Here is a 24,399-nt window from a genome sequence, read left to right as displayed (position 1 = left end):
GCTTGCCCGAAAATTACTCATTTACTCAAGTAAACTGCGTATTTTCGAGCTTCGCAAGCCCCCGAAGAAAAATCGGGGCAGGCATTGTAGCTGGCACTTTCTTGACAAACACATGACCAGAACCAAATTTTGCTTAGTTTATAGACGGGCACTAAATAACGAAGACAAATAGTAGATACAATGGAAAATCAATTTCAACCCTCCATCATACGTGATTTGATTCGGTACAATATCAAAGTGATATTCGGGAATAAGTTTGTTTACTTTCTGGGTGGAAGTTTCATCTTTTTTCTGTTGATTACCGGCATCAGTTTGTTTTCGTCATCCATTCCTGATATTGCCTCGCTCTATTATCAGTTGTTGTTCCCTGCGTTGTTGCTCATTTTTTTTCCTACGGTTTACGGGATCCAGAATGATGAGGATGTCAGGATTCTGGAAATTCTTTTTAGCATACCCAATTATCGATTCAAGGTTTGGATGGTTCGGATTTTGATAATTCTCCTGATGGTTTGGTTGGTCATTGTGCTGTTGGCATTTCTGGATTATTTCATTTTGCTGCGTCACAATATATTGCTGTTGTCTATCCAGCTGATGGTGCCTGTTACCTTTTTCGGAACTGTTGGCTTCCTTTTCTCCACAATTATCCGCAACGGACATGGCGCTGCAGTGGTGGTAATTATTCTTGCCATTATTGCCTGGTTCATGGAAATAGTGTCCGGTGAGTTGTCGATAACCACCTGGAGTGTTTTTTTTAACCCTTTTGACATGCCTTCCGACACCAGTACCGTGGTCTGGGAGCTTGCTGTGGTTCGCAACCGGACGTTTTTGCTGGTGGTTTCAGCCGTTTCTGTGCTTTGGGGGTTGTTGAGTCTTCAGCGACGTGAGAAGTTTATGAGATAGATGTTGGAGAATAGAGAATAGAGAATAGAGAACGGAGAATAGAGCATGGAGTATAGAGTGTGGCTTGAGGTAAGAGTTAATACACCTCATCACTTCAACTTCTCACCTCTCATCTCTCACCTTTCAACTCTGAACTCTGAACTCTCAACCCCCAATCTCTGTTAGAATAAATCTGTCTAAAAGAACTTAGAAATAATAGTTATCAAATGATTGGGATTAATGGGTTTAGCCAGATATTCGTCAAATCCATAATCCCTGATTTTTATTTCATCTTCAATCCTGGCATATGCTGTTTGGGCAATTATAATCTGGTCCGGGGCAAGCTCTTTGATCTTTTTAAATGTTTCAAATCCGTCCATTTTGGGCATTTTAATATCCAGCAATGCAACATCAAACCGATGTCCGGTTTTGAAATATTCCAGGGCTTCCAATCCGTCTTTAGCCCAAATAATATTTATTTGAGTGGGTTTTAATACCTCTTTCAAATAGCGGAAATTGGAGCTTTCATCTTCAATAATCAGAAGGTTTTTCCCTTTCCAGTCGGTTTCGAGGGCTTTTAAGTTCATAGAAGGTTTTGGCGTTGATTTATTTGTAATGACAGCCTTTGGAAGGCGTAAAGAGAATACGGATCCTTTCCCGGGTTCGGAGGTGAGTGAAAGTCGGGCACCAAGCAATTGCGCCAGCCGGTTGGAAATTGCCAGGCCCAGACCAATACCCCGTTTTGCCATATATTGATCATTTTCAAGTCTGACAAACTGATTGAAAATGTTTTCTTTTTCTGCTTCAGGGATGCCCGGCCCGGTATCTGCTACGGAAATGATTAATTCTTCTTCACTTTCAGTCATCCTTAATTCAACAAAGCCTTTTTCGGTAAATTTGGAAGCATTGCTTAAAAGATTGAAAATGATTTGCCGGATTCTGAATTCATCAGAGCGGATGGTAATATCCTGGCTTTTTATATCGTTGTTTTCCCTGAGTTCAATGGAGGTATTTTCGTTTTGTAAAGAAAATGATGAGAAAGTATCCTCCAGCAAGGAGTTAATTTTAAATTCTTTGAGATGCAATTTCATCTGGTCAGCCTCAATCATTGAAAAATCCAGGATGTCTTCCATTAGATAGAGCAATCCGTCAGCATTGGTTTTTATCAGGTTAATAAATTCAGCTCTTTGTTTGGCATCTCCGGACTCATCTCCCAAAAGCGTTGCAAAGCCGACAATGGCATTCATCGGAGTGCGTATCTCATGCGACATATTGGCCAGGAAATAGGATTTTAGTTTATCCGATTTTTCCGCTCTTTCCTTGGCAAGCTTGAGGTCATGTGTTCTCTCTTCCACCAGTTGTCCGAGGTGTTCCTTGTGTTTTACCAGCTCATCATGCTGAATCTGGAGCTCTTCTTTCTGATCTTCCAGAACCCTGTTCTTGTCTTCCAGTTCCCTTGACTGGTGCTCAATTTTTTGAGTTCTCTCCCGTACTTTTTCACCAAGGCGTATTGTTTGGAGAAAAAGTTTTCGGTTTCGCCAGCGAATTATAAGCAGAACTAAAAGAATGCCAGTGAGTACCAGGAGAATAATAAAAGCTCTGGTTTTGTAAAAGGGTGGGGCAATGGTAATCTGTATTTGCGTGGGCACAGTGTTCCATATCCCATCGCTATTGGCAGCTTTTACTTTAAAAATGTAGTCTCTCGGATCCAGATTGGTATAGTGGGCTTTTGTGTTCAGCCCGGTTGTTTCCTGCCATTCCTTTTGGTAACCTTCGAGCTTGTACCGGTATCTTGTTTTGTTTGAGAAGGTGAAATTAATGGCCTGAAAATCAAAGGTTAAAGTTCTTTGATGATGTTTCAGCTCTATTTCATTTACATATTTTAGCGGTTTGTTGATGGGGGCATCCTCATCCCGAAAGTCAACTTTTTGATTGTTGAGGTATAACCCGGTAAGGTAAACTTTGGGGATGGCCTTGTTTTTAGTTATATCTTCAGGATGGAAAGAGATGAATCCGTTGACTCCCCCAAAGAATATCTCCCCTTCTCTTGTTTTTAGAAAACTTTGTGTGTGAAAGTGATTTCCAGGCAGTCCGTCATCGACAGAGTAGTTGGTAAAGGTACTGTTTGCCTTATTGTAATAGCTAAGCTTATTGTGGGTAGCTATCCATGGATTTTTCAGGGAATCCAGAACAATAGCTGAAATGAAATTGTCTGCCAGACCGTCTTCTGTTTTGAAATGGTCGATGATCCGGCCATTTCTTGAACAGAGAAAAAGTCCCTCTTTCTGCGTCCCAACCCATAAATACCCGGGATCCTCGGCATTTACAAAAGATACTTCGGGAAGAGAAACCACTTTTTTGAAGAATTTACCCTCTTCCTGAAATTCAAAAACGCCATTGATGGTGTTTATATAAATATGGTTATTGGGATCTTCAAAAATTACGGGGGTATGGAAAATTTCCGGATTGGGAGTCATAAAGTATTGGCCCAGAAGGTTTTTGTCCTGGTCGTAAAGATCTACCTGACCAACCGGATTGGTTACCCAGAACCGGTTTCGGGAATCGTTGACTATTTTCCAATGGTTGTTGCCGTGATAACCGCCATCATTTTTTCGATCGAATTCTTCAATGGTAAATTGGCCGGTTTGTTTGTTGTATTTATTGATGCCTCCATCCCAGGTTCCCACGTAGATATTGCCATCAGCATCTTCTGTGATGCTGCGTATTACATTGGATGATATGGAATGTGGATCGGAAGGGGTGTGGAGAAAGAATCGGAACTTCTTGGTTTTCCTGTTAAATTGTGCAAGTCCGCCACCATCAGTTCCGATCCAGACAATTCCTTCCGAGTCTTCAAAAAATACCGGTACAATATCCATCAGCGGGTAGTTGTAAATTCCGTTTTTTATCTCTGTGTTTACTCCTTTGTTGGTATAGACCTTAAATATATCTTCCTTGGGATTCACATAGTTCACTCCGCCACGAGAAGTTCCTATCCATAAGATTTCTTCACGGTCGTAATGGAAGCAATAGACTCCGTTGGAAGAAAGCGAGCCGTTCAGCGGGTCATTTGCTTTGATATATTTGATTTTATTGGTGGTTAAATCTAGAACATTGATTCCACCCTGATCCACAGCCAATAATATTTTATTGTTTCTCCATTCCAGGATGTCCATTATCAACTGTTTGTTGGTTCCGGTACCTGTTTCATTGACCGGCCAATAATTAAAGATCCGGGTCTTTGGAATAAATCTGGATAATCCTGTGCCCCAGTTTGCGATCCAGATGTTATTTTCGGAGTCAATAAGCAGTTTCTTATTGTAAAAACTTCCTTTTTCTGTCTTATTATCCCGAAAATGAATGAACTTATTGTCTTCCGGGGAAAATTGATAGATTCCGTTGGAGGTTGTTACCACCCAGTAATTGCCGTTTTGGTCCTGATCCATCCCGGTGAAATTGTTTGCATTTAGATTGTCCGGAATGAAAAAGCACCGGAACCGGTCAGTTTCCGGGTTGTATTTGCAGAGCCCGTTGGTGGTTAGTACCCACAGGTCACCTTTGTTATCCACATAGAGATCGTTGATGTAATTTCCTGATAGAGAGGTGGAATCTTCTGGTGTGTGCAAATATCTTTTGAAGTTGTCGCTCTTTCGTTGATAAAGATTCAAGCCAGATATAGTTCCTATCCACAGATTTTGGAGGGAGTCTTCTGCCAAAGCCATAATGCCGTCATTGCTGACAGACGTGCTGTCGGAGGCATCATGAAGATACCTGGTAATTCCGTGACTGTCATGCTTCATCAACCCCACACCATTGTTGGCAATCCACAGATATCCTTCCCGGTCACGATGAATGTCTCGAACCAGACTTTGATGTACCTCGGATGGAAGTGATCTTATGGTGGGTTGTGCCCATAATAAACCTGCACAATTTGAGAGAATTATGAAAAGGAGAAGGACGGGTCTGCCGGACACCATCCAGTGGGCTCTTTTTTTTAATTGTCGGTTGTTCAGAATTAGTGCTTTTTTGTTTGTTCCTGATAATAGGGAGGGTACGCATGGGGGGTTGGGTTTGTTTTGGTATTTACTTACTTTAAAGGCTAAAGTTTCGGAACAACTGAATTTTTTTTTGAATAGTTGACGAAGAGCGAATTTAGGTTGAGGAAATAATCAAAATCAGGGAGTAACAGATTATATGCAAAAGCCTGTTAACCAAGTAGTGTGAAATATCGGTCAACAGGCTCTTTATTTGTCTTTTGGATTACTTTTTTTCGTCTCCGCGAATTTCTATACGGCGAATTTTGCCACTGATGGTTTTGGGCAGCTCTTTCACAAATTCAACAACACGGGGGTATTTATAGGGTGCAGTAGTTTTCTTTACATGTTCCTGAATTTCTTTGGCAAGTTCATCAGAGGCATCATATCCATTTGCCAAAACTATGGTTGCTTTTACTACCTGACCGCGGATCTCATCAGGTGTCCCGGTAACTGCGCATTCGACAACTGCCGGATGTGTCATCAGCACGCTCTCCACTTCAAATGGTCCAATTCGGTAGCCTGAACTTTTAATTACATCGTCGGCACGACCCACAAACCAGTAAAAACCGTCCTCATCGCGCCAGGCAATGTCACCGGTGTAATAAATACCATCCTGCAAAACTTCGCGGGTGCGCTCCTCATCACGATAATAACCTTTAAAGAGACCTATGGGATGTTCATCCCCGATGTGTATGACAATCTGGCCCTCTTCTCCGTCTTCGCACGAAGTGCCATCGGGTTTCAACAAATCAATGTTGTATTGGGGAGTTGGAATGCCCATTGCCCCTGGTTTGGGCTCCATCCAGGGGAATGTGGCCAGCTGAACTGCTGTCTCAGTCTGACCAAAAGCTTCCATCAGTTTGATGCCTGTGAGTTCACGGAATGTGTCAAAAACCTTAGGGTTGAGGGCCTCGCCTGCTGTGGTGCAATATTCCAGGGCTGACAAATCATATTTTGAGAAATCTTCCCTGATCAGAAAACGGAAAATGGTGGGCGGCGCACAAAAGGAGGTAACTTTATATTTGGCAATTACCTCCAGCATATCTGACGGAGTGAATTTCTGATGATCGTACACAAAAACACTACATCCGGCCATCATTTGACCGTAAAGTTTTCCCCATACCGCCTTTGCCCAGCCGGTATCGGCCACTGTAAGGTGACGGCCATCTTCCTTTACATTGTGCCAGAAAGAGGCTGTGATGATGTGTGCCAATGGATAGGTGTAATCGTGTGCCACCATTTTGGGATTACCGGTGGTTCCGGATGTGAAGTAGAGAAATAGCAAATCATCATTCTGTGAGGGGACATCAGGCTTTTTGAATGGCGCTGCTGTTGCCACCTCTTTCTGGAAGTTTTCCCAATTCTTTGGATAATCCGGGCCCACCGAAATTAGCTTTTCAACAGTGGGGCAATCGGGCAGCGCTTTTTCCACATGGTTGATGACATTTTCTTCTCCTACGCACACCAGTGCTTTGATGTCTGCTGCATTGCAGCGGTAAATGATGTCTTTTTCGGTAAGCAGGTGGGTTGCCGGGATGGCAGTAGCTCCAATTTTGTGCAATGCCAGCGTGGCGAACCAAAATTCGTAGCGTCTTTTCAATATCAGCATCACCTTGTCACCGCGACCTATTCCGGAAGCCTGAAACCAGGAAGCTGTTTCGTCCGATCTTTCTTTCAGCTCACGATAGGTGAAGTTCCGATGAGCCCCTTCGTCGTTTACCCAAACCAAAGCAACTTTATCAGGCTCCAGACGGGCATATTCGTCCACCACATCGTAGGCAAAGTTGAAATTGTCGGGAATCTTTATCCTGAAATTCTTTTGAAAGTCAGCGAGCGATTCAAATTCAGGTTGTTCTAAGTAATTTTTATATAACTGCATGATTGTTTTTTTGAAATATTGGTAATTAGTGTTTGTCTAAAAAGTCCAACTTCTGCGTTGTTGCTCAAAACCTAAATCCTCAAATACATTAGTATTCTTCAGTTTAGATTTTTTACACGCCTTGAATTTGAACTTTCTATCTCAAACACATGAAAAATGCTTTGTTTATGGACAGACTTCTATTTAGATTCTGTCTAAAAATCGGGATAATATTTTACAAGCACTGTGTCTGTTCAAAAGGTTCCGTTTACAAAGCCTGCCCCGATTTTTCTTCGGCGGCTTGTCATTCACGGAAATGCGGAGCTTACTTTAGTTAATGAGTAGTTTCCGTGAATGGTATAACGCCGTAAACGGTACTTTATGGACAGGCACTATTTACAAAATGATTGCGAGAAATTCGCAGGGTTCGTTGTTTGCGGCTTTCATGCCATGGGGCAGACTGGCATCAAAATAAATGGTGTCACCTTCGTTAAGCAGCATCTCCTTGTTATTCAGATTCAGTTTCAGACTGCCTTTCAAAATTAAATTGAATTCCTGTCCCGGGTGGCTGTTGAACTCTGTTGCTGTATCGTCTGATTTGGGATCTACAGTAACAATGAAAGGGTCGGCTTTCCGGTTGATGAAATTCGCAGCCAGCGCCCGGTAATTGTATGCTTTTCTGCGTTCTACTGATACTCCCTGGCCTTTCCGGGTGAGCGTGTAATAGTGCATTCGGGGTTCAGAGCCACTCAGAAATGAGGTGACATCCACCCTGAATTTTTTGGCCAGCAAATGCATGATACCAACAGGGATGTCAACTTTTCCTGATTCAATTTCGGAATATTCCGCTGTTGTTATTCCGCAGCAATCAGCTGCTTCTTCCTTCGAAATGTTTAGAATCTCGCGCAGGTCTTTGATGCGGGTAGCTACCTGCTTAATTTGTTCTTCCATATTATTGGGTTTTGTTTTCTGATTTTTTACCGGAATTTTTTAGCCTGACTAATCCGGTCCCCTCATAATTCAGGCTCTTCCTTTTGGAGGAATACCCAACTTTGTTGTGCTTTTAAAAGGTCTTAAGTTTTTAGGCATTAGCATGGACAACGCTCCGGGGGAATTGTAATAAATACTCCCTCTTTCATTATTGATCGCAATGCCACCGATAATGAGAGGGGTGTTGGGGATGCCTCTAAACCCGGGGTGTTGCTCTCAGACTCTCATGCTTTCAGCCTGTTTTAAGCTTTACCTGTCTTTGGTGTCAGGCAAAGTGATGAGTCAAAAATAAGGAATCCATGGGAGGAATGACAGAAAAAGGTTGGATTTTTGTTTTTGAAACAATTTTTGGCAGACCATCATTCTTTCCTTCAATCCTTCTTTAAGACATTTGAGCAATTACTTTTGACCATTGTTCCTCGAAAACTACTACCTTTGTCGTTGCAAAAATTAAAACCTGAAGAACCATGACAGATCTGCACCTGTTGACAGCCATTTCGCCCATCGACGGGCGCTACCGTACCAAAGTGGACGGACTTGCCCTTTATTTTTCAGAATATGCCCTTATCCGTTACCGGGTGATGGTGGAAGTGGAATATTTTATCGCTCTCTGCGAAGAGCCTATTGAGCAGTTGAAGAATTTTGATCACAGTAAATTTGATGCTTTACGGGATATTTATCGCAATTTTCAGCTGGAAGATGCTGAGCGAATCAAAGATATTGAATCGGTTACCAATCATGATGTTAAGGCAGTGGAATATTACCTGAAAGAGCAGTTTGATGGTTTGGGACTGGAAAAATCCAAGGAGTTTATTCACTTCGGACTGACTTCGCAGGATATTAACAACACTGCTGTTCCTGCATCTTTGCGTGATGCGGTCAACGAAGTTTATTACCCGTTTTTGGAGGAGTTGATTGCTCAGCTGGAAAAAATGTCCAATGAATGGAAGGAGGTCACCATGCTTGCCCGCACCCATGGACAGCCGGCATCGCCCACACGTCTTGGAAAAGAGATCCGGGTTTTTGTGGAGCGCCTGAAAATTCAGCTTCAATTATTGAAAGACATTCCCTGTCCTGCCAAATTCGGTGGTGCAACAGGAAATTTCAATGCACATAAAGCAGCCTACCCCCAAATTGACTGGGTAGCCTTTGGAAACAGATTTGTTGGGGATAAGCTGAAGCTTGAAAGAGAGCAGCTTACTACCCAGATTTCCAACTACGATAACCTCTCCGCGATTTTCGACAACCTGAAGCGCATCAATGTGATCCTGATTGATCTGGCCCGTGATTTCTGGTCCTACATCATGATGGAGTACTTCAAGCAAAAGATCAAGAAGGGAGAAGTTGGTTCCAGTGCCATGCCGCATAAGGTAAATCCCATCGATTTTGAAAATGCGGAAGGTAACCTGGGGATTGCCAATGCGCTGTTTGAGCATTTATCGGCCAAACTTCCCGTATCGCGTTTACAACGAGACTTAACGGATAGCACCGTGTTGCGGAACATCGGTGTGCCTATTGCACATTCTGTGTTGTCTATTCAATCGTTGCAAAAAGGTCTTGGCAAATTGATCATTAACCAGGGAGCCATCGACAGGGATCTGGATAATAACTGGGCTGTGGTGGCTGAAGCTATGCAAACCATCTTGCGCAGAGAAGGATTTGCCAATCCTTATGAAACGCTTAAAGATCTTACCCGCACCAACGATGTGATCAATGGCGAATCAATTGCCAGATTTATTGATACATTGGAGGTGAGTGATGAGGTAAAGAAAGAGTTGAAACATTTTACTCCGAAGAATTATACCGGAGTAGATCTATATTAACGATAATTGTAACCTGAATCCCTGACGGAGCTTTTTGTGTGTCAGGGATTTTTGTTAATTAAACGAACATCCCGAAAATGAGAGATTTTATCAGGGTAATGAAGCGGTATTTGCCACCGTACAAGCATCTTTTAGGACTGAACTTTCTGTTTAACATTCTGTCAGCAAGCTTTGCAGTTTTTTCGGTGGCATTGATGGTACCTATGCTTGAGATTATTCTTTCACAAAACAATGAGGTCTATTCCTTGGTTGAATGGAAGCTGAATTTTAATGATCTGAAGCACAATTTGTACTATTATATTACCAGCCTTAAATCCTCCTACGGTCCCGGTTGGTCGTTGCTTTTCGTGGGTCTGTTTCTGGTTGTCGGAACTTTCCTGAAAACCGGTTTCGCTTATTTAGCTGCTTATACCAGCATTAGCATTCGCAATGGGGTGGTTCGTGACTTGCGACACAATATTTATCATAAGATTCTTCAGCTGCCCATGGCCTTCTTCAGCGAAGAGAAGAAAGGGGATATTATTGCCCGTTCCACCGGAGATGTGCAGGAGGTGGAGGCTTCTATTATGTCGTCACTAAATATGTTTCTGAAGAATCCGGTGCTTATAGTGGTGTTTCTTATAGCGATGTTGCTGTTCAGTCTTAAATTGACGCTTTTCGTTTTTGTTGTTTTGCCTATTGCCGGATTTATTATCGGCCGTGTGGGTAAAAGTCTTAAAAAGACTTCCCGTGAAGGTCAGAACAAAATGGGGGAGTTGCTTGGCATTATTGAAGAAACACTTTCAGGATTAAGAATTGTTAAGGCTTTTAATGCTGAAAAACGGATGGATCAGCGTTTTGACGGAGAGGTGGATGAATACCGGAATATTATGAACCGGCTGATGCGTCGTCGTGATTTGGCACATCCCATGAGTGAGTTTTTAGGAACCATTGTGGTGGTGATTGTGGTATGGTTTGGTGGAACGCTTATTCTGACAGATCCGGATGCCTTGAATGCAGCCGAGTTTTTGGCTTATCTTGGTATCTTTTATCAGATAATTAATCCTGCAAAGGATTTTTCCAAAGCCATGTATAGTATTCAGAAAGGTATGGCTGCCTACGATCGGATTGATGAAATTATGGGAGCCAATGTGGCCATCCATGAGAAGGAAGGAGCCAAAGAGATTCATGAATTGAAGAAGGGGATTGAATACCGGAATGTAACTTTTGCTTACAATGAGGCTCCGGTATTGAAAAATATCGATGTTTCTATTCCCAAAGGAAAGACCATTGCTCTTGTGGGGCAGTCGGGTAGCGGAAAGTCCACCTTTGTTGATTTGCTGCCACGGTTTTATGATGTGCTTGAAGGAAGCATTTTAATTGATGAACAGGATATTCGTGATCTGAAGATTCATGACTTACGAAACCTGATGGGCAATGTGAATCAGGATGCTATTCTGTTTAACGATACCATCTATAATAATATCGCCTTTGGAGTGGAGGATGCCACACCCCAAAAGGTAGAAGAGGCCGCCCGGGTGGCCAATGCTCATGAGTTTATCACCTCTTTCGATAATGGTTATCAGACTATTGTGGGTGATCGGGGCGGACGTCTTTCAGGAGGTCAGCGCCAACGCATCAGTATTGCCCGTGCCGTACTGAAAAATCCGCCGGTCCTGATTCTGGATGAGGCTACTTCAGCTCTTGACACCGAATCAGAAAAGCTGGTGCAGGAGGCTCTGGAAAACCTGATGGCCAATCGCACCTCGATTGTGATTGCTCACCGTCTTTCCACTGTGCGTAATGCTGATTGTATTTACGTGTTTCATGAAGGGGAGATTGTGGAGACAGGTACCCATGATGAATTGATTTCCATGAAGGGTATTTATCAGAAACTCAATGACCTGCAGATGAGGTGATGTTGCACAGGGTGAGCTTATGAAACCCCTTGGCTTTTGCTTCGTATCATCAAAAGAATTTTTTGATTGGAGAGGATGAGACGAATTGTTATTGCATTGTTTTTATTGATTGCCTGGTTTTCCAATAGTTCCGTTAAGGGACAAACTCCGGAAAACTGGGATTTCCCCGAAAAGTATGATTCGCTTGTTGTTTTTCTTGCCGACAGTCTGGATGATATTCGGGATGTGAATATCAAAGTAAAGGAAAAACGCATTGGGACTACCATGGCCATGCGCCCTTCGTTTTTTTCGTTTTTCAAAAAGCCTGAGAAGCGGACTTATGTCTTGTGTATCAATAACAAGGCAGATTTTTCCGGCGTGTTGTTTCGGGATGTTCCGCATGAAGCCCGTGTGGGCTTGCTTGCACATGAGCTGATGCATGTGCGCGATTATCAGTCAAGAGGATTTGGCGGGCTGGTAGAGCGAGGCTGGCAGTATCTTTCCAAACGAGGCAAGCATAAGTTTGAGCACGAGATTGATCAGATGGTTATTGATGCGGGGTTTGGCTTCTTTCTTTACTACTGGAGCTCTTATGTCCTTGACGAATCAGACGTGGATGAAAAATACCGTGAGTTTAAGCGCAGGGTTTATATGAAGCCAAAAACCATTCTTTCGGAACTGAATAAGCTCGGCGAGTTGGAAGTGATGTAATTTGGATTAACGGATATTTTTAACATTCTTCTGGCAGAGAGTTGCTTATGAATGAAAAATAATATAATTTAGGGTCCAAAGATGTGACCCATGAGAAAACTCTACTACTCCTTAATTTCTTTGTTGTTTATCCTGTTTTTATCACAAGAGTTGTATGCTCTTGATGTGTCAGGATTTGTTACTACCAACACTACCTGGGGACCGGAACAGGTAAATGTGACCGGTGATGTTACCATTTCTGCTTCAGTGACGATTGTGGCAGGCACAAGGATTGTTGTGGCTGATCAGACAATGATTACAGTTACCTCTGTCGGCAGTATTCAGGCAAATGGGACTTCCGGCAGTGGGATTGTTTTTACTGCCGAAAATCCAAACACCGGATGGAGAGGGATATTTTTTGACAGTGGGACGGGGGATGATCCTTCCTCATCTTTTGAATATACTACGTTTGAATATGGGAATGCGGATGGAGCTTCAGGAGGTGCTGTTTCTATTTCTTATCACTCTGATATTTCATTTGTGAATTGCCTCTTTGAAAATAATCAGTCCGATAAATATGGAGGAGCCATTAATTCAGCTTATTCCCAACTTATTCTTGAAAACTGTACTTTTAAATCAAATCAGGCAGGAGTGTTTGATGGTGGTGGTGGAATCCGAATTATGAACTCGGACGGGCATGAACTCCGGATCGAAAATTGTGAATTTTATAACAATAATGCGAATACCGGTGGTGCTATTCATGCTGAAAGTGCTGCCGGCCTCACTGTTTCAGGCTCTGTTTTTGCAAATAATGAATCGGATAATGGAAGTGCAGTAACCATTAGTCAGAGTTCATCCAATGATATTTCTTTCATCTCCAATACTATTGTAAATAACCTTGCAAATAATACTTCGGGTGCTGCTATAAATGTTTCCAGTTATACAGAACGTCTGTCATTCGTAAATAATATTGTTTTTGGTAATAAAAATGGTTCCGGTGAAGCTATGGCAATCAATTTTGGCAGCCAACCTTATAATCCGGTCTTTCAAAACTGCCTCATTGAAGGAGGACAGTCTTCGGTATCCGGTCTTCCCGGGGCTGTTACCTGGACTGATATAATTGATGAAGCTCCGGAGTTTCTTTCGGCTTCTTCCGGTGTGGGGACTGCGTTTGACGGAAATTCTGCTGACTGGCAACTGTCTGATCAATCTCCCTGCATCAATGCCGGTCTCGAAGATGTGTCGGGGTTGGGGTTGCCTGCTTACGATCTTGCGGGAAATCCCCGCATTCAACAGGGGCGCATAGATATGGGAGCTTTGGAGAGTTCTTTTGTCCCCACCTCAGTTGTGAATCGGTTCGATAATGTGGATTTTAACCTTTGGTATCGTCGTGATGCAGGACAAATCGTTGTTCAAACAGAGGATCACGAATACTTTACCGGTGCTCTTTACAACATTACCGGTGCTCTGGTCGATGATAAAAGACCTGCTTCTTTTCAAAACCAGATGATATTTTCAGCTGCTGGATTGAACAGGGGGATTTATGTGGTCACACTTTTCCGCACCAATGGCAAACCTCTTAAGGTTGCAAAAGTGGTCGTTGATTAATTAGAAGTGTCTGTCCATAAAGTCCCGTTTACTGCGTTACGCCATTAGCGGAAATTGCTCATTTACTCAAGTAAACTCCGCATCTCCGCTAATGGCAAGCCTTGTAAACGGAACCTTCTGAACAGACACAGCGAACTTGAGAAACTTTACTTAGTTTATAGACAGACTCTAATTCGTGTTTGCCTATAAAGTCCAACTTCTTCGTTGTTGCTCAAAATCTAAATCCTCAAAATGCATTAGTATTCTGCGCTTTATATTTTTCACACGCTTTGAATTTGAATTTTCTATCTCCAACACGTGAAGAATGCTTAGTTGATGGACAGGCACTAATTGTTTATATCTACAGAGTCATATACCTTCACTCGGCCCCAAAGATGTTCGTTTTGCTCAACAAACTCAAGGTGAGTCGGATGTTTTTGATAGATGTCCTGATCTTGTTTGTTTTTAAAAATTACCATCAATGAGTAGGAGTAGCTGTGGTCCACCACATCACGTTCTTCCGTGGAGGCGGGAACTCCAATGTGGTAATCTCTGATTTCATCAATGGTAACCAGTTTCTTCAATGCTCTTTCGAACTGTTCACGAGCTTCTTTATCCTCAGGACTTTTAAGCCAGAAATAAACATGATGAATCAGAATGTTGGAGAGTGGTTTCATGGGTTGCTGTGCTTTAAGTGAATGTGATACCAGGCCGGCCAGTCCAATGGTGGCGGCAGCCTTTTTCAGAAATGTTCGTCGGTTATTCATGGTAATTGTAAATATTGAGACTGATAAAATCTATTTCTGAAGGGCAGAGTCGGGAATAAACTCCATCGAAATACTATTCACACAATGTCGTGTATTTTTTGCTGTAAAACCTTCTCCCAGAAACACATGGCCCAAGTGGGCGTCGCAGCGTGCGCACACGATTTCGGTTCTTCTTCCGTCGGCATCCGTCTGTCGCTTTACCGCTCCCTCAATCTCATCGTCAAAGCTTGGCCATCCGCATTGAGCATCAAATTTGGAACTACTGTGGTAGAGGTGAGCCCCACATCTTTTGCAAGTATAGATCCCTTTTTCCTCATGCTCGTAGTATTTACCTGTAAAGGGCCTTTCTGTTCCTTTATTGATGATGACATACTCCTCTTCGGGCGTAAGTTGCTTAAAATTAAAGCGGGTGCTGTCGTTTTGTGCCATAACAGAGCCTGTTAGTAGGGTGAATAATAGAATTGTTAGTGTTTTCATCCGTATAAAATTTATTAATTAAGGTCGGATGGAACTCGCATGCAAGAATTTATACATGTTCTTTTGAGGCAATCATTGCCATGCTCGTTTCATGTGGTTGTTTATTTTGAGTTCTGAGTATCGGGTTTTGCATAAACCCGAAACTCAGAGCTCAGAACATCAGATCATCTCTGCCTTATATCCGGCATCACTCAGAAGGTTTTGTACTTCTTCGGAATCACCTTCTGTCTCCACTGTTAATATCCGTTCCGGATTCTCTAAATCAACACTCCAGTTGCTGATATTGTTTGATTTTTCCAAAAATGGAGTTACCGCATTGATGCAGCCGTTGCACTTGATGGTTGTTTTGAATTTAAGTGTTTGCATAGTTATTGTTTTTTATAGATTCTTAAAAAAAGCCACGGTTAAGGCTAAGAAAATTCGTTTTATCCGATCATTTTTGTTTTCCAGATCAAAATCTCCTAGCAGAGTAAGAATGAAAATACCAGAATATTTGCTCAATCTCAGCCTCAATCAATTCTGGCTCTCTTCAGCCTTAGACTATTGCTGACCACCGATACCGAACTGAATGCCATTGCTGCCCCTGCAATCATGGGATTAAGCAGAAACCCTGATACAGGAAATAAAACGCCTGCAGCTACCGGAATGGCAATCACATTATAGAAAAATGCCCAGAAAAGGTTTTGCCTGATTGTTTTTACCGTTTTATCAGACAACTTCATTGCCTCGGGGATCTTCATCAGGTCGGATGAGGTGATGGTCATTGCTGCCACATCCATGGCCACATCGGCTCCTTTGCCCATGGCGATGGAAAGGTCGGCCAAAGCCAGCGCTTCCGAGTCATTGATGCCATCGCCAACCATGGCTACGATTTTTCCTTTTTGCTGAAGCTCTTTCACAAAAGCCGCCTTTTCGTTGGGCATCACCTGTGCTTTGAAGTTTTTGATGCCGGTAGCTTTTGCGACTGCTGCGGCAGTCTCCTGATTGTCTCCGGTGAGCATATGTACCTCTATGTTTTGCTTTTGGAGCCGGAGGATGGCCTCTCTGGAAGACTCTTTGATTTTATCTGCAATGGCCAACAGAGCAGTGATCTTACCATCCAGAGTGACAAGGATGACAGTTTTTGCCTCACTTTGCCATGCTTTGATTTGATCAGATATCTCAGATGGTATTTCTATTTTGTTTTGCCTGATCAGTCCTTCATTGCCAATAAATACTTTTTCTCCGTCTATGTCAGCGCTGACGCCATTTCCCGAATGGTTTTGGAAATTTTCAGCTTCAAATTTGACAAAATCCCCTTCCTGCTCGATAAATTTAACTACAGCACCGGCGAGTGGATGTTCGGAGTGGCTTTCAACGGCATGTATCATTCCATGGACCTTACTTTTAGAAGCTTTTGAATCGATCATCTGCATATTGGTGATTTCAGGCTTCCCTATTGTTATGGTTCCTGTTTTGTCAAGAACAACTGCGTTTGCCTTATGAGCCTTTTCGAGACTTGTGGCATCTTTTATCAGGATTCCTTTGTTGGCGCCTTTTCCCACACCAACCATAATAGCTGTCGGGGTTGCCAGGCCCAATGCACAGGGACAGGCAATGACCAATACAGATACAGTGGCCAGCAAGGCTTGTGTCAGGTATTCTGTTCCACCGAAAAGCATCCAGACTACAAATGTGAGCAACGCGGTGGCCATTACTGCCGGCACAAAAACGGAGGCCACTTTATCCACCATCCTCTGTACCGGAGCTTTTGTTGCCTGGGCATCCTGCACCGTTTTGATGATTTGGGCCAGCACTGTATCTCCTCCAACTTTTTCAGCTTTCAGGTTGAAGCTTCCTGCCTGATTGATGGTACCGGTATAAACTTTGGCTCCGTTCTTCTTCTCCACAGGCATAGATTCTCCGGTTACTGTACTTTCATCCACAAAGGAAGTGCCATCTGTAACCTCTCCATCCACAGGAATCTTATTTCCGGGTTTTACTCTCAGAATATCGCCCTTTTCCACCAAATGGATATCTGTTTCCTGCCAGCTGCCATCTTCCATCTGTTTGATTACCTTCCGGGGTTGCAATCCCATGAGTTTTCGAATGGCAGAGGAGGTGCCCTCTTTGGCGCGCTCTTCTAACCATTTCCCAAGCATGATAAATACAATGATGACTGCAGCGGCCTCAAAATAGACATGTGCTTCCAATCCCTGAGAAGACCATACTTCAGGGAAGAGCGTGTTGAAACTGCTAAACAGATAGGCCATTCCGGTACTCAGAGCCACCAGGGTATCCATGTTTGCAGCTCCATGACGGGCCTGCTTGAATGCGTTTACAAAAAAGTGACGACCAAAGATAAATAGAACCGGTGTGGTTAAGGCCCACATAATGTAGTTGGCGTAAGGGATATTCATAAAAAACATCCCAATCATAAAAACCGGAAAGGCCAGAATTCCTGCCCATAAAAGTCGCTTCAGGGTCTGAGCACTTTTCTTGCGACGTGATTCTTCTAATGCTTCCTCGGTGCTTTCTTTCTCGTCGATGATAAGGTCATACCCAATAGATTGTATGACTTTCTTCATCTGTGAAAGTCCGATGTTTTCCGGAATCCATTTTACTTTAACCGTGTTTTGTGCAAGATTAACGTTGGCCTCCAGGATTCCCTGTTGTGCATTGAGCATGCTTTCCACGCTGGAAGAACAGGCAGCACATGACATACCCTCTACAGGGATGGATTTCTCATGGATGAGAACATCAACACCAAAATTTTCCAATTGCTCAACCGCGGTTTTGGGAGCTTTCTCATCAACTGACTGTAATACGATTCGTTGATTGTTGGGCTCCCAGTTCCATTCTTCGATGGTGGTAATTTCTTTAAATGCTTTTGCGATATTGGACTCCTGCACATCACTGCTTGAAGTGGTGATGGGAAGTATCCATTGTTTGTTTTTATCGGACATACTTATCTTTTTTATACAAAGGTAATGTCCGATGAGGGGATGGGTTTTACAGTATTTTCGGAAAAACTTACAGGGGGGAGTAGATGGAGATCCAAGGTGTTTGATGGCATTATACCACAACTTTGGCTTTGGATGGGAAAAGGAAGCCGGCAGAACCGGCTAATAGATCTTTTTTGTTTTGCACAGGATTAGCAGGGTTGGCAGGGTTGATTTTCGACTTTGCCAAAAATCAATTCTGCCAACCCTCAACATTCTGCAAAAACCCTTCATTGCGAACGTAGTGAAGCAATCCCACTTTATTACTCTGATATCAATGATTTTAGTGGTTTCAAATAAACCACTTTTTAGTAAATCAATACCTTCTCGTGATTAATAATGTATATTCCTTTTGGAATTCCGTAAAAAGCGTTTTGTCCCGGTCGGATTTGAATGGTTCTGATTATTCTTCCGGAAACAGAATAAACGGGTAGTTCTGTTTCAATGGTGCTTTTTGCAAATAAAATACCGTTGTTGGAGAAGAAAACCAGTTCATTTATGGATATATCATAGATGTTTGTTGGGACTGAGCTAAGGGTATGACTTAATCCGGAGGAAGTATAGTATCCACCATTTACCACATCAAAACCCACACTTGAGGGAGCCTGATTATTTCCGTCGTTGAAGAGTACTTTCCAGTTAGTGATGGTTCCTTCAAAGGTGTATTTGTAGATGTTGTTTCCCAGGTTCGTCATACCTGATCCCGGCCAAGCTGAAGTGACCATTACCACGCTTCCATTGTCATCGTAATAGATGTAAGTATTTACATCATTCCCCCAATGGTCCGGGGCTTCAAAGAAAATTGCCTGCTCATTATCGTAAAGAACCGGTTCTGTGGGTTCCACAGGATTTTCTGCTGAAGCCAGTAAAGGTTCTGTTTCATCCGGGTAAGTTCCAGGATTGGTTTCAATAGGACTGCTTGAATAAAGGTACTTTCCATCTTCTCCCACCTTTCCGGGTGCCGGTGTTTGTGGGGTGTCTAAAACGTATGCTCTGATATTTCCCTGACCTGAAACAGAAATTGATAAAGTGTTGTTGGAAACTGTTTTAACATCTCCTGTAATCACATCGGTATATGTTCCGTTGAGGATATCTGAGAATGTGGCATTGCCCGATATGGCGACCAAAACATAACTGTCGGTCGAAGCATCTGTATATCTTCTTTTAAATGCGATACCGGAACTGTTGATGTTGGCTGTTGAATACTGCCCTTTGCGCAGAGCCGGTACTGCCATTCTGATTTTGCTCAAACGTTGAATGTGTTTTGCCAGTGGATGTTGAAGGGTGACGGCCACGTTGCCTGAAGCGTTGGTGTAATCTGCAAAATCATTTACTGTGAGGTTTCCCGAGATATATCCACCGTAATAGGCGCGTCCCGACTCCTTTAATGGAATCGTAGGTCCCTTGTCTATGGGATATCCTTTCTTAAACTCTATTTCACTTCCGTAGTAAAGACAGGGGATTCCGCGAAATGTGTACATGAGTGACAAGTTTTCGGCCCAGACGCTTTGGGGTTTGGCAAAACGTTCACTTTCGGGTGCCTGGTCGGGGGCATAGTCGTGCGAATCGACATAGACAACGTTGAATGTTGGATCGTTATAGGTGTGATCTCCTCCCGTAGCCACTCCAAATGCAGTGTTGGCGCTTTCAAAGTTCCAGTGCATGGGGAAATCGATGACATTAAGTCCTGAGTGCATGGAATAATCGGGAGCGTGGTATTCATTTCCGTTCAGAAATGCATTGTCTGAAACAGGCTGTGTGCCGGTATTTGTGTTGTCATTGTAATTGGCAATGCATGATTGTTGATTGGTAAAGGGGAATTCTCCCCCGGGAACGTGCACATCCATATATTCTGAAGGGTCATCGTTCCAGGTATATGATTGTGAATCTTTCCACGTGTAAAAAGGCGTTGACATAGGAGGTGTACCCCGGTACCAGTAATTCCGGTCACGGGTGCAGATCTCAGCAAACATAAAGAAGTTGTTGTTGCCAACAGCTTCGGCGGCTGCTTTAAAAGCCGGATTAAATACTTTATTGAATACCAGTCTGGAAATATGTCGGCCTGTATCAATGCGGAAACCGTCCACGCCCATCTCGATAAATTGGGAGTATGCCTGGACTATGTAGTTGTAAACAATAGGGTTTTCGGTATTCAAATCCACGCAATCTCCTGCTATTTGTGCCCACTGGGAGGTGATGTCATCCCAGTTGAAATTACCGAAATGGTGATAGTGATTGTCTGAGTCATGATTCTGACCATCGGTATTTTTCATGAGTGCCAATCGTGCCTGGTATTGTTCTCCGGGTGTTAGATTGTCATAGTTTTCGGGTAGTTTTTCCGGTATTTTTACCATGCAGGCATCCGGATCGGCCAGATCAGCTGTATAATCCTTTTCAAACATGGGGGAGAGAAATGCCTCACCGAAATTTCCGGTATGGTTGAATACCACATCCAGGATGATTTTCATGTCCCGGTTGTGTACTTCATCAATGAGATCCTGAAAGAGCACATCGTCTGACTCATAGCGGGGATCCACTTTTTCGAAGTTCATGGCATGATAGCCGTGATAATCATAGCCGCTGGCATTCTCCACCACCGGAGTAATCCAAATGGAGGTAAATCCGAGAGCCTTGATGTAATCGAGCTTTTCTATGAGCCCTTTAAAATCACCTCTCCAGGCAGGATCCCCCTGATTCAGGCTTTTGCCATCCCAGCATTGTACATTGTTTTCGGGATCTCCATCATAAAAACGAGTGGTCATTACGAAGTAGATGGTTTCATCGCGAAAGTCGGTGCGGGAAAAATCCTGGCTGAAAGTCAGGAAGGATTGAAAGGAGAATAATAGTGTTAAGGTTAGGAATAGGTCTTTAAATAAGGATTTCATTTTCTCGGTTTTGGTTAAATTAAACTTGAAGAATTACCGGACAGTCTGTTTTTGCAAACTGTCCGGAATGGTTATGAGAAAAAGCGGGTTATTGCTTGATGAAACGGCCGATGGTCTCTTTCCCTGTGACATCCTGAACGATGATGAAATAGAGTCCTGGTGACAGATGGGAGACATCAATTCTGGTGTTTTGGTTGACAGCTTCAAATAGATCCGTGATATTTCCGTTGATCGAAGCTATCGAGACTTTTTCAACTTGTTGGGATGAAAGTATCTGAATGAAGTTTTTTACAGGATTTGGGAAAATCTCCAATTGATTGCCTGTATTTTCTGTTTTTGCCACCGAGGTTACGACAGAGGGACATTCCACATAATCCGGTGTTGTTCCGGCGTAGCAACTGGTGGATGTAATGCCTTCGATGTTGCCTGTTTGACTGCCGGCTCCATTGTTGAAAATGACATTAACGTGGTTTACCGAAGCCTCAAAATCATAACGATACCATCCGTCCTGGAATTCAGTGATAGCAGTTCCAGGCCAGGTGCCGGTTAATTCTGCTCCTGTGTTATCCCAGGTGTAGATGTAAATATCACTCCATGCTTGAGTGTTTTGATAGGCTACGGATATAGGGGCTGTGGTTGTTCCGTCAGTACAATTTACTTCAATATGATGGAGGTGTCCATCACCATCAGTGGTTGTTGTCGTGCTGAAACAGGCATCTGCATCAATATTGGTGATGTCGATGGTTTGATCGGTACCATCATTGAAAATGACGTTCAGGTATCCTGTTACACTGGAGAAGGTGTAAGAGAACCAGTTATCTCCTTCATTTGTCATGCTTTCTCCGGGCCAGGTGTTGAGCGTACCGGAATCGTCCCATGCATGAACATTTACATTGCTCCATGATGTATTATTATTGTAAAATTTTACAGTAATGGTACTTGTTGGAGTCGGTTCCGGATTGGGGGTTGGGTCTGTGGCGGTTTTTGTCCAGACTGCATAATCCGTTCCGGATGTTTGAAGTGTATAATCTGTGGGAGCATCGTAAGAAGCTGTTCCTATTTTTACAATCAACGACCCGTTGTTTCCGGTTGCAGTGGCTACGTAAATATCTTGTGCACTTTGATTTACGGTTACGTTACTTTCGCTGTGAAGACCCGCCAGTTTTCGGGCTTCGATGAGTTCATTGATTTTTGTCGTGTAGTTGGCGTCATTCCAGTGATTCATCCATACACAAGGAATACCGGGACTTGACAGAATAAATGCATAAGCGGCTAAAACATTTCCGGTGAATCTGGACGCATTGTCAGACCGTCCGGTATCATGATTATCCACAAAGGTGATTGCATATTTTTTATAGTAATCGTTGTGGATTAGTCCTGCCGGTTGGTTCTCAGTTCCACTTAACCAGGTTAGTTCAGTGAGGTTATAACCGTTATTAAAAGCATTGTTTAGAGCATATTTTGCAGGGAAGTCAAAAGCAGTTGAAGTGGCATTTGTAGCATCAATCCATCCGGTAACAAGATCATAGTTGCCATCCCAGAATTCACCAACAGAAAGATAAGCATTTGCAGAATTGTTGTACATTGCTGTGTAGCCGCCTTCATAACCTTTTACCAGATCATATCGCCATCCGTCGTAGCCGATTTCATTTTTCAGAAAATCCAGATAAGCTTTTATGGTGTTTTGGACATTAACATTTGTGTGATCCACATCCCGGGCAGCCGCATAATTCTCTCCGGTATCAGGGTTTCCGGTGGGGGTGTGATCATAGGCCAGATTTTGATCCTTTACTTCATCTCCTTCGCAAATAGCTTCCAGTCCCCATGAATGAGTCGTACCATTGTAGGTCTCAACGGGGAAATCTACCCAGTTGGTCTCTCCGTTTCGGTGATTGATAACGATGTCGGCAATGGCTTTGGTGCCGTTGTTGTTGAGTGTTTGGATAAGTGTTTTTAGTTCAGCCTGGGTGCCGAATGAACTGTTTTGATCGAAGTAGAAAACGGGAAGGTATCCCATAGAATTAGTGGTTAAGTCGTTTCCACTTGGAGGCAGCCATATCAGATCGAAGTTCTGACCAATTTCGGGCGCCATGGAAGTTAGCGTTGCCCAGTTGCTTGCGGAATAGGAGTCCCAGCCAAAGCCTTGCAACATTATATCAGTTGATTGGGACGGAACCTGGGATTTGGCAAGGGGTGTTAAAGCAAATAGGGAAAAAATTAAAAGTAATTTAATTGTGTAGTAGGATTTCTTCATAATGTAAGAATTTTGGTTTGTTAAAAAATGTAAGTTTAAAATCAGGTAAATCTAATAGTCCTGAATCTTGGATTTATATACAAAATTAGAAACTTTTTAACAAATAAAACAAGGTGATAGTCAATTTTATAGGAAAAAATACTGCAAAGGTTACCGCAATCGTTTGCGGTAACCTTTGCAGTATTTTTGTTCTGGAAAAGGGATTTGAAAAAGGTCCGTGATTGATGAAAGTTAATGTGTGTTAAAATGGAGAGGTGGGGTGAGAGGATTTATGTTATAGAAATTAATTCCACTTGCAGTTCCTTAATTTTATTTGTGCTAAAACATCGTTATAGATAATTTATGAAACGAAGTTCGAGGAAGTCAATAATCCAATCCTGTCAAAAGAGAGGCTTTTCCTATTAGGGAATAAATAATGTTGGTGCGTTTTTAAACCGTCAAAGTTCTTTAAGCAATAACCTGGGGAAGCGCTTCAGGCAGTTGCTATCAGGCTTTCAGTCTGTTTACATTTCGTAAATAACTGTTTTCAGAAAGGGCGTAACGCTGAAATTGGACTTTTTGGGCAAGCACTATGTATAAGGTACGTTAGAACAAGTCATTGATGTGCCTGAATTTTTTCCGGTTACAAGTTATCTATACCCTTTCGGGTTGGTTTTCTGAGCTTTTTGAAGTCTCCCGGAGCCATTCCGGTGATTTTCCGGAACTGGTTCGACATGTGTGCAGGACTGCTATATCCCATGGCATAGGCTATTTCTGAGAAATTCATCTGGTTGTAGGCAATGAGTTCCTTCACTTTTTCAATTTTCTGGCGAATGATGAATTGTTCGATGGTAATGCCTTCCAAAGATGAGAAGAGATGACTCAGAAATTTGTAATCGTGATGAATTTTATCGGACATCCATCTGGACCAGTTAAAGCCTTGATGCAATTTGTCGTGATGGATTTTTTCTATGACCATGGTTTTAACCTTATCCACCATCTGTTTGTTGCGGTCTTCAATTCTTTCAAAACCAATGGATTCAAGCTTTTCGGTAAGTTCAGAGATGGTATCCTCAGAAAGTTCTTCTTCAACTTCGGCCACACCAAGTTCCACCGAAAGGGGGGTAAGTCCCATTTCGGTGAGCAGATCCCTTACTGCCATGATACAGCGTGGACAAACCATATTTTTGATGTGGATGGTAGTCATCTTTTTAAATTATCAATTATCAGTTATCAATTATCAGTTATCAATTACCAGTTATCAATTACCAATTATCAGTTATCAATTACCAAATTGATCATTGATTATTGATCA

15 protein-coding genes are annotated in these 24,399 nt (G+C 42.7%); 5 read left to right on the top strand and 10 right to left on the bottom strand.

The window, feature by feature from the left end:
• The first annotated feature begins 180 nt into the window (after positions 1 to 180).
• Complete coding sequence (locus BY457_RS07980) at positions 181 to 900, top strand: hypothetical protein (RefSeq protein ID WP_106152804.1); 720 nt, start codon at positions 181 to 183, stop codon at positions 898 to 900.
• A 176-nt stretch (positions 901 to 1,076) separates the two neighbouring features.
• Here BY457_RS07980 and BY457_RS07975 read toward each other — a convergent pair whose 3' ends face one another.
• From BY457_RS07975 to BY457_RS07965, 3 genes are all read right to left on the bottom strand, one after another.
• Positions 1,077 to 4,856: a hybrid sensor histidine kinase/response regulator gene (locus tag BY457_RS07975; RefSeq protein WP_106152803.1), complete on the bottom strand. Its 3,780-nt coding sequence runs from the start codon at positions 4,854 to 4,856 to the stop codon at positions 1,077 to 1,079.
• Positions 4,857 to 5,139: 283 nt separating this feature from the next.
• Positions 5,140 to 6,795, bottom strand: coding sequence for an AMP-binding protein (locus BY457_RS07970; protein WP_106152802.1), 1,656 nt, complete (start codon positions 6,793 to 6,795; stop codon positions 5,140 to 5,142).
• A gap of 375 nt (positions 6,796 to 7,170) precedes the next feature.
• A complete protein-coding gene (locus BY457_RS07965) occupies positions 7,171 to 7,725 on the bottom strand; it encodes a helix-turn-helix domain-containing protein (protein WP_106152801.1) in 555 nt (184 codons plus the stop codon).
• 506 nt (positions 7,726 to 8,231) lie between these two features.
• On the opposite strand from BY457_RS07965, the gene purB reads away from it, so the two are divergent.
• From purB to BY457_RS07945, 4 genes are all read left to right on the top strand, one after another.
• Positions 8,232 to 9,587 carry an adenylosuccinate lyase gene (gene purB / locus BY457_RS07960; RefSeq protein ID WP_106152800.1) on the top strand — a complete coding sequence of 452 codons (1,356 nt, stop codon included), beginning with the start codon at positions 8,232 to 8,234 and terminating at the stop codon, positions 9,585 to 9,587.
• Positions 9,588 to 9,664: 77 nt separating this feature from the next.
• Positions 9,665 to 11,485 carry an ABC transporter ATP-binding protein gene (locus BY457_RS07955; protein WP_106152799.1) on the top strand — a complete coding sequence of 607 codons (1,821 nt, stop codon included), beginning with the start codon at positions 9,665 to 9,667 and terminating at the stop codon, positions 11,483 to 11,485.
• 75 nt (positions 11,486 to 11,560) lie between these two features.
• The gene (locus BY457_RS07950) at positions 11,561 to 12,175 is read left to right on the top strand and encodes a hypothetical protein (protein WP_106152798.1); all 615 of its coding nucleotides are present in this window, start codon (positions 11,561 to 11,563) and stop codon (positions 12,173 to 12,175) included.
• A 90-nt stretch (positions 12,176 to 12,265) separates the two neighbouring features.
• The gene (locus tag BY457_RS07945) at positions 12,266 to 13,762 is read left to right on the top strand and encodes a right-handed parallel beta-helix repeat-containing protein (protein ID WP_106152797.1); all 1,497 of its coding nucleotides are present in this window, start codon (positions 12,266 to 12,268) and stop codon (positions 13,760 to 13,762) included.
• A gap of 326 nt (positions 13,763 to 14,088) precedes the next feature.
• Here the strand turns inward: BY457_RS07945 and BY457_RS07940 are convergent, their stop codons facing one another.
• From BY457_RS07940 to BY457_RS07910, 7 genes are all read right to left on the bottom strand, one after another.
• Positions 14,089 to 14,508 (bottom strand): Dabb family protein, encoded by a 420-nt coding sequence (locus BY457_RS07940; RefSeq protein ID WP_146130962.1) that lies wholly within the window; start codon positions 14,506 to 14,508, stop codon positions 14,089 to 14,091.
• Between the two features lie 30 nt (positions 14,509 to 14,538).
• The gene (locus BY457_RS07935; RefSeq protein ID WP_258176667.1) at positions 14,539 to 14,985 is read right to left on the bottom strand and encodes a methionine-R-sulfoxide reductase; all 447 of its coding nucleotides are present in this window, start codon (positions 14,983 to 14,985) and stop codon (positions 14,539 to 14,541) included.
• A gap of 159 nt (positions 14,986 to 15,144) precedes the next feature.
• Positions 15,145 to 15,351, bottom strand: a complete 207-nt coding sequence (locus tag BY457_RS07930; RefSeq protein ID WP_106152796.1) for a heavy-metal-associated domain-containing protein — start codon at positions 15,349 to 15,351, stop codon at positions 15,145 to 15,147.
• Between the two features lie 143 nt (positions 15,352 to 15,494).
• A complete protein-coding gene (locus BY457_RS07925; RefSeq protein ID WP_106152795.1) occupies positions 15,495 to 17,930 on the bottom strand; it encodes a heavy metal translocating P-type ATPase in 2,436 nt (811 codons plus the stop codon).
• Positions 17,931 to 18,274: 344 nt separating this feature from the next.
• Complete coding sequence (locus BY457_RS07920; RefSeq protein ID WP_106152794.1) at positions 18,275 to 20,851, bottom strand: alpha-amylase family glycosyl hydrolase; 2,577 nt, start codon at positions 20,849 to 20,851, stop codon at positions 18,275 to 18,277.
• Positions 20,852 to 20,939: 88 nt separating this feature from the next.
• Positions 20,940 to 23,105 carry a starch-binding protein gene (locus tag BY457_RS07915; protein WP_106152793.1) on the bottom strand — a complete coding sequence of 722 codons (2,166 nt, stop codon included), beginning with the start codon at positions 23,103 to 23,105 and terminating at the stop codon, positions 20,940 to 20,942.
• Between the two features lie 622 nt (positions 23,106 to 23,727).
• Positions 23,728 to 24,291, bottom strand: a complete 564-nt coding sequence (locus BY457_RS07910; RefSeq protein ID WP_258176666.1) for a helix-turn-helix domain-containing protein — start codon at positions 24,289 to 24,291, stop codon at positions 23,728 to 23,730.
• Positions 24,292 to 24,399: the final 108 nt, after the last annotated feature.

The sequence above is a fragment of the Marinilabilia salmonicolor genome, from assembly GCF_003003035.1.
GTDB classification, from domain to species: Bacteria; Bacteroidota; Bacteroidia; order Bacteroidales; family Marinilabiliaceae; genus Marinilabilia; species Marinilabilia salmonicolor_A.
The sequence above is the reverse complement of the archived record's forward strand: the minus strand, read 5'-3'. Positions and strand labels throughout refer to the sequence as shown.

Coding starts and splice junctions, on each gene's coding strand:
- BY457_RS07980 (WP_106152804.1), top strand. CDS start 181: ATGGAAAATCAATTTCAACCCTCCATCATACGTGATTTGATTCGGTAC.
- BY457_RS07975 (WP_106152803.1), bottom strand. CDS start 4,856: ATGGTGTCCGGCAGACCCGTCCTTCTCCTTTTCATAATTCTCTCAAAT.
- BY457_RS07970 (WP_106152802.1), bottom strand. CDS start 6,795: ATGCAGTTATATAAAAATTACTTAGAACAACCTGAATTTGAATCGCTC.
- BY457_RS07965 (WP_106152801.1), bottom strand. CDS start 7,725: ATGGAAGAACAAATTAAGCAGGTAGCTACCCGCATCAAAGACCTGCGC.
- purB (WP_106152800.1), top strand. CDS start 8,232: ATGACAGATCTGCACCTGTTGACAGCCATTTCGCCCATCGACGGGCGC.
- BY457_RS07955 (WP_106152799.1), top strand. CDS start 9,665: ATGAGAGATTTTATCAGGGTAATGAAGCGGTATTTGCCACCGTACAAG.
- BY457_RS07950 (WP_106152798.1), top strand. CDS start 11,561: ATGAGACGAATTGTTATTGCATTGTTTTTATTGATTGCCTGGTTTTCC.
- BY457_RS07945 (WP_106152797.1), top strand. CDS start 12,266: ATGAGAAAACTCTACTACTCCTTAATTTCTTTGTTGTTTATCCTGTTT.
- BY457_RS07940 (WP_146130962.1), bottom strand. CDS start 14,508: ATGAATAACCGACGAACATTTCTGAAAAAGGCTGCCGCCACCATTGGA.
- BY457_RS07935 (WP_258176667.1), bottom strand. CDS start 14,985: ATGAAAACACTAACAATTCTATTATTCACCCTACTAACAGGCTCTGTT.
- BY457_RS07930 (WP_106152796.1), bottom strand. CDS start 15,351: ATGCAAACACTTAAATTCAAAACAACCATCAAGTGCAACGGCTGCATC.
- BY457_RS07925 (WP_106152795.1), bottom strand. CDS start 17,930: ATGTCCGATAAAAACAAACAATGGATACTTCCCATCACCACTTCAAGC.
- BY457_RS07920 (WP_106152794.1), bottom strand. CDS start 20,851: ATGAAATCCTTATTTAAAGACCTATTCCTAACCTTAACACTATTATTC.
- BY457_RS07915 (WP_106152793.1), bottom strand. CDS start 23,105: ATGAAGAAATCCTACTACACAATTAAATTACTTTTAATTTTTTCCCTA.
- BY457_RS07910 (WP_258176666.1), bottom strand. CDS start 24,291: ATGACTACCATCCACATCAAAAATATGGTTTGTCCACGCTGTATCATG.